General features: G+C 37.7%; 13 protein-coding genes and 2 other annotated features. All 13 genes read right to left on the bottom strand.

The window, feature by feature from the left end:
• Positions 1–168 precede the first annotated feature (168 nt).
• The 13 genes from GGQ84_RS14395 to thrS all read right to left on the bottom strand — a co-directional run bounded on the left by GGQ84_RS14395 (position 169) and on the right by thrS (position 13255).
• Positions 169–1074: a sulfatase-like hydrolase/transferase gene (locus tag GGQ84_RS14395; protein ID WP_429163504.1), complete on the bottom strand. Its 906-nt coding sequence runs from the start codon at positions 1072–1074 to the stop codon at positions 169–171.
• A 28-nt stretch (positions 1075–1102) separates the two neighbouring features.
• A complete protein-coding gene (polX, locus tag GGQ84_RS14390) occupies positions 1103–2713 on the bottom strand; it encodes a DNA polymerase/3'-5' exonuclease PolX (RefSeq protein ID WP_429163503.1) in 1611 nt (536 codons plus the stop codon).
• Between the two features lie 72 nt (positions 2714–2785).
• Entirely contained in the window at positions 2786–3058 is a 273-nt protein-coding gene (locus GGQ84_RS14385; protein ID WP_429163502.1) for a cell division protein ZapA, read from the bottom strand.
• A gap of 115 nt (positions 3059–3173) precedes the next feature.
• On the bottom strand, positions 3174–5600 hold the full coding sequence (gene pheT / locus GGQ84_RS14380; RefSeq protein WP_429163501.1) for a phenylalanine--tRNA ligase subunit beta: 2427 nt from the start codon (positions 5598–5600) through the stop codon (positions 3174–3176).
• A 13-nt stretch (positions 5601–5613) separates the two neighbouring features.
• Positions 5614–6636: a phenylalanine--tRNA ligase subunit alpha gene (gene pheS / locus GGQ84_RS14375; protein ID WP_429163500.1), complete on the bottom strand. Its 1023-nt coding sequence runs from the start codon at positions 6634–6636 to the stop codon at positions 5614–5616.
• Between the two features lie 50 nt (positions 6637–6686).
• Positions 6687–6907: a binding site (T-box leader), on the bottom strand.
• 13 nt (positions 6908–6920) lie between these two features.
• Positions 6921–7013 (bottom strand): YqzL family protein, encoded by a 93-nt coding sequence (locus GGQ84_RS14370; RefSeq protein WP_429163499.1) that lies wholly within the window; start codon positions 7011–7013, stop codon positions 6921–6923.
• Positions 7014–7070: 57 nt separating this feature from the next.
• A complete protein-coding gene (locus GGQ84_RS14365) occupies positions 7071–7865 on the bottom strand; it encodes a TrmH family RNA methyltransferase (protein WP_429163498.1) in 795 nt (264 codons plus the stop codon).
• A gap of 12 nt (positions 7866–7877) precedes the next feature.
• Positions 7878–8525: a potassium channel family protein gene (locus tag GGQ84_RS14360; RefSeq protein ID WP_429163497.1), complete on the bottom strand. Its 648-nt coding sequence runs from the start codon at positions 8523–8525 to the stop codon at positions 7878–7880.
• Positions 8526–8536: 11 nt separating this feature from the next.
• Positions 8537–9871, bottom strand: coding sequence for a TrkH family potassium uptake protein (locus GGQ84_RS14355; protein WP_429163496.1), 1335 nt, complete (start codon positions 9869–9871; stop codon positions 8537–8539).
• Between the two features lie 113 nt (positions 9872–9984).
• Positions 9985–10344: a 50S ribosomal protein L20 gene (gene rplT / locus GGQ84_RS14350; RefSeq protein WP_429163495.1), complete on the bottom strand. Its 360-nt coding sequence runs from the start codon at positions 10342–10344 to the stop codon at positions 9985–9987.
• A 27-nt stretch (positions 10345–10371) separates the two neighbouring features.
• On the bottom strand, positions 10372–10563 hold the full coding sequence (gene rpmI, locus GGQ84_RS14345) for a 50S ribosomal protein L35 (RefSeq protein ID WP_429163494.1): 192 nt from the start codon (positions 10561–10563) through the stop codon (positions 10372–10374).
• Between the two features lie 20 nt (positions 10564–10583).
• Positions 10584–11096, bottom strand: coding sequence for a translation initiation factor IF-3 (infC, locus tag GGQ84_RS14340; RefSeq protein ID WP_429163505.1), 513 nt, complete (start codon positions 11094–11096; stop codon positions 10584–10586).
• Positions 11097–11134: 38 nt separating this feature from the next.
• Positions 11135–11288: a sequence feature (ribosomal protein L20 leader region), on the bottom strand.
• A 53-nt stretch (positions 11289–11341) separates the two neighbouring features.
• On the bottom strand, positions 11342–13255 hold the full coding sequence (gene thrS, locus GGQ84_RS14335) for a threonine--tRNA ligase (RefSeq protein WP_429163493.1): 1914 nt from the start codon (positions 13253–13255) through the stop codon (positions 11342–11344).
• Positions 13256–13356: the final 101 nt, after the last annotated feature.

The raw sequence follows: 13356 nt of genomic DNA, 5'->3' as shown, positions 1-13356 counted from the left end.
AGAAATTTTCTGGTTTTGTGTATAATTCATTTTGAAGTCCTCCTTGGGTATAAATTAAGGGTCCTTTTTGCTGATCAGCTTCGGACACCTCGTATGATACCAAGGGGGCTTTTTTTATTCAATCCTCATTTAAATTCATTACAGGAATGCTCCTTTATTTGTAATTTCTTATAATTTGTCACATAATTTCTCCACTATGTAGTCATATACATCTGTAAGAGAGTTAATTTTTATGCTTTCCTGTAAGTTATTTTCCTCAGATATAATTACCGTAGGAACCTTATTTTTTGTGTGCCCTTTTAATCTAACATCCTCTATGTTTCCGTGGTCACTAACTATTATAACTAAAGTATCTCGCAAGTCTACATTTTTTATCACTGCTTCTAAAAAAGCGTCTATCTGCTCTATTAGATTTACAGATAAATCAAAGTCCTGACTGTGTCCAACAATGTCTGTAAGAAAATACTCATAGAGACAAAAATCAAGTTCTTGACTAATTTTACCTAGAACTAAACCTGCTTCAGTTGGGGATATAACAGGTACATTACAATTAAACTTTTCAACTAATATTTTATTGGTCATATCTTGATATACACTCTTACCAGCAAGTATGTCCTCTATAGTTTTAAGCTTTAATCCCGCTGATAGTGCTGCTGTAGTTGATACTGAATGGTATTTTTTCTGATGAATAAAGCTTTTAAAAAAATCAGGACGATATGCGTTAGCAAATGCTACAGTTTTTCCACATCCTTTTAGCTGTTTAAATATATTGTTTTCTTCGATAATTTTTCTTAGGGCTTGATTTGGAAAACCATTTTTGTGCTCCCCTATTACTTCGGCTGAATTTACCCCTGTCCAAAGAGCCGTTTGACCTGTTGCACTTTGCGGTGTACCTTCTACTTCTAAGGTAGTATCAGTTGGAAATAACCTATAATACTTCCCTGCTTCTTTACTTGATAAGGATGTTAGCTTTTTCCCTCCCAGTAATTCATCTAAAAAAGGAGTTGTCGCAACAATATAAGGATTGATTTTTGCACTCATTTCACCTAAACCAAAACCATCAAAAAAAGTCATTAAAATGCGCAACTCTATCCCTCTCTTATTAATTTTTTTGTGCTTTAAAAAACTCTTGTAATTCTTCCAATCCCATACAGTTTATAACATCTTCCGCTTTCAACCAACCCTTTTTCGCCTCTTGAATTCCAAAGGATATATTACTTAGTCTTTCTGGATCATGACTATCCGTATTTATAGCAATTTTAATTCCCATATCTCTTGCCCGTTTAGCGTCTAAGTAATTTAGGTCTAGCCTATCAGGCGCCGAGTTGATTTCCAGTACAGTCCCCGTTTCTTTAGCAGCTGCAAATACTTGGTCTAAATCCACTTCATACCCACTGCGCCTTCCCAATATTCTACCTGTCGGATGGGCAAATATATTGACGTATGGATTTTCAAGTGCCTTTATTATTCTCTCAGTCATCTTTTGCTTACTCTGATCAAAGTCAGTATGCACCGAAGCTATTACCAAATCCATTTTTTCTAAGACTTCATTCTCAAAGTCTAAAATTCCACTTTTGAGGATATCTACCTCCACCCCTTTTAACAATCTAAAGGGTATACCCTCTTCGGCAAATTTACTATTCAATTTATCTATTTCATCCATTTGTTGCTCTAGTTCTTGTTCAGTAATTCCCCTAGCTATTTTAAGTGACTTAGTATGCTCTGTAATAGCCAGGTAACTGTATTGCTGTTTTATTGCCGCCCTAGCTATTTCCTCTACTGTGCCAGTTCCATCACTCCACATTGTATGGCTGTGTAAATCTCCTTTATAATCATCCATATTGATTAATTCAGGGATTTCTCCCTTGATAGCTAATTCAATCACACTCTTACTTTCCCTTAATTCTGGTTCTACATACTGCATATCTAGTTTTTTATATAAGTCTTGTTCACAGTTAATCGTATCAACACCAAGAGTTATATTTCTAGATTTATCAATTCGCTCAAATTCCTCTATATAATCAGCTGAACCAGTAGTATGATGAACTCTATGCCAATATTCACTAGATTCCGCCACTTCCATTTCCACTTTCAATTTGATATTAGTTTCTACTACCAACTTTAAAGATGATTTGAAAATATTCTTTTTAAATAATGGATGTTTACTCATCACACCTAAGATTTCCTCGGAATTATCTCCTTTAATTACAATAGAGATAAAATCCACCATCTCCATACCTCTTCTCAGTTCTCCAGACAAAGTTGCGTTAATAACACCAGGGATTAACATTATATCAGCTACTATTTTATCTCCCATTGGTTTAGCAATTGCACTGGGAAACCTTTCTGGAGGTTCTAGAAGTAGTTTTATGCTTCTGAGAATGCTCAATTCTCTCTTGCTACTAATTCCTTCTAGACGCCTAAGTTGCCGCTTTTTTGCAACTTTTCTCAACCCGTTTAGTGTAGTAACACCTAACTCTCGGTTAATTTTATTTATTGTTATAGCATCTAATTCAGGGATTTCTATCATTTCAATTAAACCAGGTGGTATCTTAGTTCTAAGTTGATCTATAAGAGAGCTGTTTCCTGTTTTTTCCACCTCTTCTGCGGCTATTCTTTCCTCTTCACTCTCAGACTCACTACTCTTCTTACCACTTAAGATTAATAAATCCCTAAGTTCAGTTAACTTCCACATGATTTCATTATTTGTCATGAAGGCTCACTCCTTTGCGCCTTCTTATTTTCCCCATATTTAGTTAAAAAAAGCGCAGTTAGCGCTTTTATTTTATCGGATTTTTTCATCCTCTATTAGTTTAATTAAATTATCATAATCCTCCTGAAGCTTTGCTAATTCGTCAGCAATATTCAAAGCTGTCAACACCGCAACCTTAGTCGAGGACAAATGTGTAGCTCTTTGACTTATTGCGCCCATTTTTTGATTAACATAGTCAGCCAATGACTTAAAGTATTCAGGGCTGCCACTTCCCTTCATGGTATATTCTTGTCCATGAATTTCAACTTTTACTTTTATTTTTTCATCTTTTCCCTGTTCGACCACGCTTGCTCCCCCCTTTTTTAAGGACTTTATGTGATAAGTTCTTCTTTAAAGTAAATATTCCTGCAAAAAGAGGTCAGTTTGTAGCTCTGACCTCTTTTGACATGCGCTTTATATATTATTGTCTAAACTCCACATCAAAAGCATTACTTAAAGCCTCTCTTACCTTATCATGAGTTTTGTTCACTTCATCATCAGTTAGCGTTCTATCATCAGCCTGGTAAACCATGTTATAAGCCAAGCTCTTATAGCCATCTTTAATTTGCTTTCCTTGATAAACATCAAAGAGAGTCACTTTCTTTAAAAGGCTACCGCCAGCATCAGCTATCACATCAGCTAGTTGGGATGATTTTATTTCTTCTTTAACCACAAAAGCCAAATCCCTATCTACAGCAGGATACTTTGCTAAAGGCTTGTACCTTACATCTTCGCTTGCTAAGCTTACTATTAAATCAAAGTTTATTTCAAAAACTATACATTTCTGTTTGATATCATAACTTTCAAGTACATCTGGATGCACTTCTCCTAAAATACCAACAGGCTTGCCTTCAGCTAAAATCTTGGCAGTTCTCCCTGGGTGGAAAGTTGGATTGTCCTTTACTGGGTCAAAACTAATTCTACTCACTTTTAGTGAATCAAAAAGTCTCTCCAAAATTCCTTTTAGATAAAAGAAGTCCCAACCTGCTTCTGACCAATCCCATCCTTTTTCTGCCTTCCCTGATACTAATCCACTTAAAGTACTGATTTCCTCAGGTAAAAGTTCATCAGTAGGCCAATAAACTTTCCCTAACTCAAAAATGGCAACGTTTTCTACCCTCTTATTAATATTTTTTGCCGTTACTTCTAATAAGTTAGAAATAATAGAAGTTCGCATTACGCTCTGCTCTTCACTTAGAGGATTGTATACCTTCACCACTTGGCGCAATTGACTATCCTGAGAAATCATACACTTATCAAAAGCTTTAGGAGATATAAAGCTGTATGTAATTACTTCAGTCAAGCCGCTACCTGTAAAATTTTGTTTAACCAAGTCCTCCATTCTCTGATGGAACTTTTTGCTACCCCTAGTCACTTCTCCGCGAGGTAGTGAAGTCTCAATATTGTCATAGCCGTAAAGTCTTGCCACTTCCTCAATTAAATCTACTTCCATTTCAATGTCGTTTCTATAATCGGGCACAGCTACAACTATATCTCCTGCTTCATTGAGGTTAAATTCAAAGCCTAATCTAGAAAATATGTCTTGTATTTCTTCACTGCTAATATTTGTACCAAGTAATTGATTTGCCCGCTGAACTCGTAAAGTGACAGTTTTTCCTTCAGCTTTTTTGGGATAGTTATCTAGCACCCCACTTGCTACCTTGCCATGAGCTAGTTCTTGAATTAATTGGGTAGCTCTATCTAGTGCAGTCACTACTCCCTCAATATTGATACCCTTTTCAAATCGATGAGAGGCTTCAGATCTTAAGCCAAGTTTTCTAGCTGTTTTACGTACATTAGTACCATCGAAATAAGCAGATTCTAGAATAACATCTTTAGTTGTATCAGTTACCTCCGAATTAAAACCACCCATAACACCAGCCATACCTATAGCCTTTTGCGGGTCTGCAATAACTAACATTTCCTCGTCTAGTTGCCGTTCAACCTCATCTAAAGTAACTAACTTTTCTTCGGCTTTAGCTAGCCTCACAACAATTTTACTGTCTTGAACACTTTCCAAGTCAAAAGCATGAAGAGGTTGTCCCATTTCTACCATAACGTAGTTGGTAGCATCCACCACATTGTTAATAGGACGCACACCTGCTGAACGCAGTCGCTGCTGCATCCATTGGGGTGATGGCTTAATTTCAATCCCCCTTATTACTCTTGCCGCATATCTCCTACACAAGTCAGGACTTTCTATCTCCACAGCCGCAACATCTTCAACCTTTTCCGCTTCTTCAGCAATCTCTATTTGAGGCAATTTCAAAGTTCCACCTGTGACCGCAGCAACCTCTCTAGCTACATTTATCATGCTTAGGCAATCTGCCCGGTTAGGTGTCAACTCTAGTACTAAAATTTCGTCATCTAGTCCCATAGCTTCAGTAAATTTTTGACCTACCTCAGCACTATCGGGCATTATTAATATCCCTTCCCGCTGCTCCTTAGAGAATGTGTTCTCGTCTAATTCAAGTTCTCCTACAGAACACATCATCCCTGTGGACACTTCTCCACGCAACTTAGCCTTTTTTATCTTCAAACCACCAGGAAGTTTTGCCCCCACCAATGATATAGGCACCTTATTACCCACATTTACATTATTAGCACCAGTAACTATTTGTACACTTTCTTCAGCACTTACTTGCACCTGACAAATAATTAACTTATCTGCATCTGGGTGAGGCTTTATGTCTGTTATTTCACCTATTACTATTTTTTCATCTATATTCTCTCCAGGGGACTCAACATCTTCTACTGCTATGCCAGCCCTGGTCAATTTATCTGCTAACTCTTCAGCAGTAATATCTACATCCACATATTGTTTCAGCCAATTCATTGAAACCTTCAACTGCTTTCCCTCCTTAAAACTGGTCTAAAAATCTAATATCATTTTCAAATAACATGCGCAGATCATTGATTCCGTATTTGAGCATAGCTATCCTTTCAACACCCATTCCAAAAGCAAAGCCGGTTACTTTTTCTGGATCATAACCTGTATTAGCAAGTACTTTTGGATGTATCATTCCTGCCCCTAATATCTCCAGCCATCCAGTATTGGAACAAACTCGACAGCCTTGGCCATCACAGTTAACACAGGAAATGTCTACCTCTGCACTGGGTTCAGTAAAGGGAAAATATGATGGTCGTAGCCTAATCTCCCTATCTTCCCCAAACATTTCTTTGGCAAATGTTAGTAGGGTTCCCCTTAAATCCCCAAAAGTAACCTCCTTATCCACCACAAAGCCCTCCACTTGATGGAACATGGGTGAATGAGTAGCATCGTCATCTCTTCGATATACTTTGCCTGGCGCAATAATTCTCAGTGGCACTTGTGGAAAGTTGCTCTCAAAGGTTCGAACCTGAACTGGTGAAGTGTGAGTACGCAACAGCACCTCATTGGTTATGTAAAAAGAATCCTGCATATCTCTAGCTGGGTGCTCTTTGGGTAAGTTTAAAGCTTCAAAATTATAGTAGTCAGATTCTATTTCCGGCCCCTCTTCTATAGTAAACCCCATTCCCAAAAAGATTTCTTTAATCTCATCTAGTACTTGAGTAAGGGGATGTCTCTTTCCTGTAGCTACAGGCTTACCAGGTAGTGTTACATCTATAGTCTCCGCTTCTAATTTTGCTTGTCTAGCTATATGGGCTAGTTCACTTTTTCTGCTCTCTATTGTTTCTTCTAGTTGTGCTCTAATCTCATTTGCCAACTGACCAATAACCGGTCGTTCTTCAGCAGTAAGCTTCCCCATACCGCGCAAAACACCAGTTAGCTCTCCCTTTTTTCCCAAGTATTTAACTCGCAGCTGCTCTAGTTTTTCCAGGTCAACAACTTCTTTAAAGTCTTCAATAGCTTGTTCTTTTATTTTACTCAATTCTGATTTCATTACCTTTCTATCCTCCTTTAAAATTATCAAAAAAAATAGCCCTCTCCTCATACAAGGACGAAAGCTTTTTCGCGGTACCACCTTGGTTGTCCACTAATAATAATTGTGAACCCCTCATTTCCCATAACGGAGGAAACCGTTGCACCTACTTTATTTCAGTGCACTGCTCATGGGTGAACTTCAACTTAGCATAATTGCAGATTCTCTCAGTCGATGGAATCCACTCCCTGTAAATTACTACTAAACCTACTCTCCCAATCATTGCCTTTTTGTTATCTATAAGCTTATTGCATCATCAATTTCTTATACAACATATAAGCTTGAATGGAACCAGTGGTTTCAAAGATTCTCCAAAAGAAATATGCATTGAAGAACATGTCCTAACCACTCCCCTTCCTAACGCTTTTTCGAAACCAATTATACCACAGGGGATTCTATTGGTCAAATTTTAGTTGCCGCACTATTTCGTAAATAATTATCCCTGCAGCTATTCCCACATTTAGTGACTCAGCTCCACCCAGCAAGGGAATTTTTACTTTAACATTAGAATTATCTAACATAATTTCACTTGGACCAGCTGCCTCATTACCTAAAATTAAAGCCAATGGCCTATTAAATATAGTGTTATATAAGCTTGTGCTGCCTTCGCCCACATGAGCTGTAGCTATCGTGAACTGCTTCCCTTTAAGTGCGCTCATTAGCTCTCTTTCGTCTTCTATGACTATGGTTTGTATATGGAAGCTAGAGCCCATAGCGCTTCTGATTACTTTTTCATTAAACACATCTGCACAACCCTTAGTTAAATATAATATTGATATTCCTGCAGCATGGGCGGTTCTAATAATAGTTCCCATATTACCTGGGTCTTGAATTCTATCTAATACTAATACTAATTCCTGCTCGGCTAAATTGCTATCTTCATCACTTGTTTGAGTATTCCTCATATTAGCAATAGCCATAATGGGTTGAGGAGTATCCGTAGCTGCCAGTTGCTCATATAATTTTCGAGGAAGAACATAACTGTTGTATGGTTTTATTTTATCCTGAAATTCAGTTTCTGCACCCTGGCAAATTATAATAGCGTTCAGTTCAATCTTAGCTGCCACTGCTTCTTCTATAAGCTTCCAGCCCTCAATTATGAACTGACCTTGTTCTACTCGTTGTTTCCGCCTCTTTAGTTTTTTCCAGTTTTTAAATTGTGGATTTTTATCTGATAATATACTGATCATGGCATCACACTCCTACTCAATATACTTAAGTCCCTCGTTAGTCCCCAAGGCTACTAAAATGTCTTCTTTTTCAAGCAGTGTTTCTCCACCAGGACCAATAATAATTTCACCACCATGCTTTTTTACCGCTACTATACTAATGCCTATCTGGTCTCTAAAATCTAAGTCCTTTAGTTTCTTATTTGCAAATCTATCAGAAACCTTAACTTCTAATATACTGTGATCTGGTGAAAGCTCAATTAAATCTAAAACGTTTTTAGATTCCAGGTTATGGGCAACCCTTACCGCCATTTCCCGTTCAGGATAGACTACCCGGTCGGCGCCTACTCTTGCAAGGATTTTGCCGTGCAACTCATCAGTTGCCTTAGCTACCACATAATCCACTCCACTTTCCTTAACTAGAAGCGTAATCATAGTGCTGGCCTTAATATCCTTGCCAATTGAAACTATTACAATATCAAAGTTGTTTATACCTAGCTCTTGTAATGTGGCTTCATCAGTAGCATTAGCTTGAACAGCATGGGTTGCCACATCTAGCATTTTTCTTACCCGAGCTTCTTTATTATCTATAGCTAAAACCTCATACCCTAAATCTACTAACGTCTTAACAGAGTTAATTCCAAACCTCCCTAAACCGATAACAGCAACTTTCTTTGACATTATAACACCACCTAGCCAACTGTAATATCTTCTTCTATATACCTAACACTGGATTTTTGTAACCGTAGTGCAAGAGCAAAAGCAATGGTCATGGGCCCAATTCTTCCCACAAACATAGCTATACTTAATAACACTTTACCCACTGGTGTTAAATCCCCCGTAAGACCCATAGATAAACCAACAGTAAAGAATGCTGATAAAGCTTCAAACATAATTACTTCAAAAGGAGCTTTTTCTGTAACCATTAAACAAATAATAAGAAAAAATACACCTACCAATGAGATGATTGTTATGGCAATGGCCTTTAGAATTATGTGATATGAAATCCTGCGCTTAAATACACTAACCTCACCTCTACCCTTTACCAGAGCATATATTACTAGTATAAGAACTGCAAATGTGGTCACCTTAATCCCACCTGCAGTCCCTCCTGTTCCACCACCTATTAGCATTAATACCATTGTCATTAGAATGCTAGGGGAAGTCATCTCTCCAATTTCAATTGTACTAAAACCTGCCGAACGGGGTGTTAAACCCTGAAAATAAGCTCCTAATAGCTTTTCCGTTAATGATAGCTCGCCTAGTGTTTTAGGGTTATTGGATTCAAATAGTAAAATTGTAAGTATTCCTATAATCCCCAGTATAACAGAAAAAGTAATAACTATCTTACTGTGAAGTGCTAATTTTTTAAACCTACCCTTATGAGCTAATAGATCCATTATAACGTAATAACCTAAACCACCAGTTATAAAAAGAAAGGTAATAGTCAAGTTTACCACCAAGTCACCTGTATATTGGTGCAAACTGTTTTCAAACAAATCAAATCCCGCATTAGCAAAACTAGATACAGCATGAAAAACAGCGTAATAAGCCCCTTGGGTCACTCCCATAGTTGGATACCACTTTAAAAATAGAATAATAGCTGCTATACCCTCTACTATTAAAGCAAAAGATACTATAGAAATTGTCAATTTTAAAATTCCCGCTTGAGTTAAATGATTTAGAGAACTCTGCAACACCATTCGTTGCCTCAGACTAATGTTTTTCCCTAGAATTATGGCATAAAGGGTGGTCACTGTCATAAACCCTAACGCACCTATCTGAAACAATACCATTATTATTACTTGACCAAATACCGTGAACGTTTCGCCAGTATTCACCACTACTAGACCAGTAATAGCTGTTGCTGAAGTTGCTGTGAATAAGGCATCAACTAGTGCTAGTCTTTCCTCACCTTGAACTGCAAAAGGAAGTTGTAGCAGAAAAGTACCTATGGCAATCAGCATTAGATAACCTATTGCCAACACCTGGGGAGGACTAAGTTCTACTCGCTTTAGCTTTTCCACTAAAGATAACACCTCTATTACCTGATTTTAAACATCATCGTTTTATAGCATACTTTATCTTAAATAAAAAAAAGGACGGTTGTTATTAACAACCTCCCCCTTTTTACACTTTACTACGCGTTAATTTTTGCTTTAGCAACTTCTGTCAATTCAGCAAAAGCCTTGCTGTCATTAACTGCTAGCTCAGCAAGTATCTTTCTGTCAATATCTACTCCAGCTAGTTTAAGACCATTGATAAACTTGCTGTATGACAATCCGTTAGTTCTCGCAGCTGCATTGATTCTTGCAATCCACAGCTTGCGGAATTCTCTTTTTCTAGTCTTTCTGTGTATATATGAATAAGCCATAGACTTAAGCACTTGCTCATTAGCAGGTCTAAATAGCTTAGACTTTGAGCCACGATATCCTTTTGCCAACTTCAATATTTTCTTATGTCTTTTACGGGCTGTTACACCTCTTTTTACTCTAGGCATTATTGTTTACCTCCTTTTGCAATAATATTATGGTAGCAACTTTGCTATTCTCTTGTAATCACCTTCGCTGATTAGGCCAGCTTTTCTAAAATTTCTCTTTCTCTTAGCAGATTTCTTTTCTAAGATATGATTGGCAAACGCCTTAGAGCGTTTAATCTTTCCAGATGCAGTCTTTTTAAAACGCTTTGCAGCACCTTTGTGAGTCTTCATCTTCGGCATATCATTTGCCTCCTTCCAACTTAGTCTGATTTTGGCGCCAAAATCATTATCATATTTCTTCCTTCAACTTTTGGATAGCGCTCTACAGCAGCAATATCCTTTAACTGTAACGCCAATTTGTTACACAGTTCTCTACCTATATCGGCGTGAGAGATTTCTCTCCCTCTAAACATAATAGTCACTTTGACTTTATCGCCACTTTTGAGGAATTTTTCAGCATTTTTTGCTTTTACTTGGAAGTCATGCTCTTCAATACTAGGTCTTAGCTTTACTTCTTTCACATTAATAACTTTTTGCTTCTTCTTAGCGTCTCGGTCTCTCTTACTTTGCTCGTATTTGTGCTTACCGTAGTCCATAACTCTACATACTGGCGGTTTGGCACTAGGAGATACTTCTACCAAGTCTAGGTTTTTCTCCTGAGCGATTCTTAAGCCTTCTTTTGAAGTCACTATTCCCAACTGTTCCCCATCGTTGCTAATGAGACGAATCTCTTTTGCACGAATTTGTTCGTTAATACGTGCTTCTTTACTAATAATTTTTCACCTCCATTGAATTATACCACCCAGCACTATATGCACACAAAAAGCGGGTGGAAACAAACTCCACCCGCTCTAAAGCCTACTTTAGCAAAAACATAAAGTAATAACATTGCGCTTTAAGTATTAACCTTATCAGTCGGCCTTTGCCACCATAAGGTGAGAAGCGGATGGCTTCTGCTTTATTGTCCTATTAATTTCACTTATTAAAAGTTATCACATTAGCTTATAAAAGTCAAGGATTACTTCTTATTTTTTATCTCTTCAACTATTTTCACAGTAAAAGCAGCAAGTTCTTCTGGACCTAAGTCCCCTTCTGCCCGCTTCCTAACTGCCACTGTTTCATTTTGCTCTTCCTTTTCTCCTACGACTAATAAGTAAGGGATTTTTTGTAGTTGCCCCTCTCTAATCTTATAGCCGATTTTCTCACTTCTGCTGTCCACTTCTACACGAACTCCAGCATGTTCCAATTTTTTAGCTACTTTATGAGCGTAATCAGCAAACTTATCAGTAATCGGCAACACCTTTACTTGCACTGGAGATAACCATGTGGGAAAAGCTCCTGCAAAGTGCTCTGTCAAAATACCGATAAATCGCTCAATACTACCAAAGACAACTCTGTGAATCATTACAGGGCGGTGTTTGTTTCCATCTTCACCAATGTAGTTTAGATCAAACTTTTCAGGCATTAAGAAGTCCAACTGAATTGTACCGCACTGCCAGGTTCTATCTAAACAATCCTTTAGGTGAAAATCTATTTTGGGTCCATAAAATGCCCCGTCACCTTCATTAATGATATAATCCATTTCCTTTTCTTCCAGCGCTTCCTTCAAAGCAGTTGTTGCCTTATCCCAAATTTCATTAGATCCCATGGCTTTTTCTGGCTTAGTAGAAAGTTCCACATGATACTCAAATCCAAAGACCTTGTAAAAGTAATCCACTAAATCTATTACATTTTTAATCTCATCTTTTATTTGAGATGGTAGCATAAATATATGAGCATCATCCTGTGTGAAACAGCGCACTCGCATTAGTCCATGTAATGCACCAGATAGCTCATGTCTATGAACTAAACCCAATTCGCCCATTCGCAAAGGCAAGTCCCGATAACTGTGCATTTTAGATCTATAAACTAGCATTCCACCAGGACAATTCATTGGCTTAACCGCAAAATCCTGTTCGTCAATTTGGGTAAAATACATGTTTTCTTGATAGTGCTCCCAATGCCCAGAGGTTTCCCACAATGTTCTGTTTAGTATAATTGGAGACTTGATCTCCTGATAGTCAGCTTTTTCATGTTCTTCTCGCCAAAATGCTTCTAACTCATTGCGCAATGTCATGCCCTTGGGAAAGAAAAAGGGAAATCCAGGTCCTTCTTCCATAATTGTAAATAATTCTAGTTGTTGTCCCAGTTTGCGGTGATCCCTCTTTTTAGCTTCCTCAAGCTTCTCCAAATACTCTTCTAGTGTCTTTTTCTTTGGAAATGAGGTTCCATAAATCCGCTGAAGCATTTTATTCTTCTCATCACCGCGCCAATATGCTCCTGCTACACTAGTTAACTTGACCGCCTTTACTTTACTTGTATCTGGCACGTGAGGTCCAGCACATAAATCTACAAACTCACCTTGTGTGTATACGCTGATAACTTCATCTTCAGGTAGATCTTTAACCAATTCTAACTTGTATTCTTCTCCTCGCTCAGCAAACAACTCTAAAGCAGCTTCTCTGCTCAGCTCTTTTCTCTGGTAAGCCAGCTTGTCCTTAATTATATTATTCATTTCCTTTTCGATGTTGTCTAAATCCTCTGGAGTAAACTTGTGCTCAGAGTCAAAATCGTAATAAAACCCACCTTTAATGGCCGGCCCAATCCCTAACTTTGTGCCAGGAAAAAGTTTTTGTACTGCTTGCGCTAAAATATGTGAACTACTATGTCTATAAACATCTTGTCCCTCTTCATCATCAAAAGATAGAATTTCTAGCTCTCCACCCTCTTCTAAAGGACAGTGTAAATCTACTAGCTTTCCATCTATTTTTCCCACTACTGCTTCTTTAGCTAACCTTTTGCTAATAGTCTCTGCAATCTGATATATAGTTGTACCCTTTGGATAATCCTTTTCGCTACCATCCTTTAATCTTACTACTACTTTTTCTTCCATTTTATCTATTCCTCCTTCTATAAAGTTAATATTTCTCTTTAATACTCACTCATTCTCAGTATTTCATTATCACCTAACAGTGGGTCAGCCTCAGGAACTGG

The sequence above is a fragment of the Desulfitispora alkaliphila genome (genome assembly GCF_050433185.1).
Taxonomy (GTDB): domain Bacteria; phylum Bacillota; class Desulfitisporia; order Desulfitisporales; family Desulfitisporaceae; genus Desulfitispora; species Desulfitispora alkaliphila.
Note: the sequence above shows the minus strand (reverse complement) of the source record. Positions and strands in the feature narration are given on the sequence as shown.

Excerpts from the sequence above, each read along its gene's own strand:
- GGQ84_RS14395 (WP_429163504.1), bottom strand. The coding sequence starts at position 1,074 with ATGACTTTTTTTGATGGTTTTGGTTTAGGTGAAATGAGTGCAAAAATC.
- polX (WP_429163503.1), bottom strand. The coding sequence starts at position 2,713 with ATGACAAATAATGAAATCATGTGGAAGTTAACTGAACTTAGGGATTTA.
- pheS (WP_429163500.1), bottom strand. The coding sequence starts at position 6,636 with ATGAAATCAGAATTGAGTAAAATAAAAGAACAAGCTATTGAAGACTTT.
- GGQ84_RS14370 (WP_429163499.1), bottom strand. The coding sequence starts at position 7,013 with ATGTTCTTCAATGCATATTTCTTTTGGAGAATCTTTGAAACCACTGGT.
- GGQ84_RS14365 (WP_429163498.1), bottom strand. The coding sequence starts at position 7,865 with ATGATCAGTATATTATCAGATAAAAATCCACAATTTAAAAACTGGAAA.
- GGQ84_RS14360 (WP_429163497.1), bottom strand. The coding sequence starts at position 8,525 with ATGTCAAAGAAAGTTGCTGTTATCGGTTTAGGGAGGTTTGGAATTAAC.
- rplT (WP_429163495.1), bottom strand. The coding sequence starts at position 10,344 with ATGCCTAGAGTAAAAAGAGGTGTAACAGCCCGTAAAAGACATAAGAAA.
- rpmI (WP_429163494.1), bottom strand. The coding sequence starts at position 10,563 with ATGCCGAAGATGAAGACTCACAAAGGTGCTGCAAAGCGTTTTAAAAAG.
- thrS (WP_429163493.1), bottom strand. The coding sequence starts at position 13,255 with ATGGAAGAAAAAGTAGTAGTAAGATTAAAGGATGGTAGCGAAAAGGAT.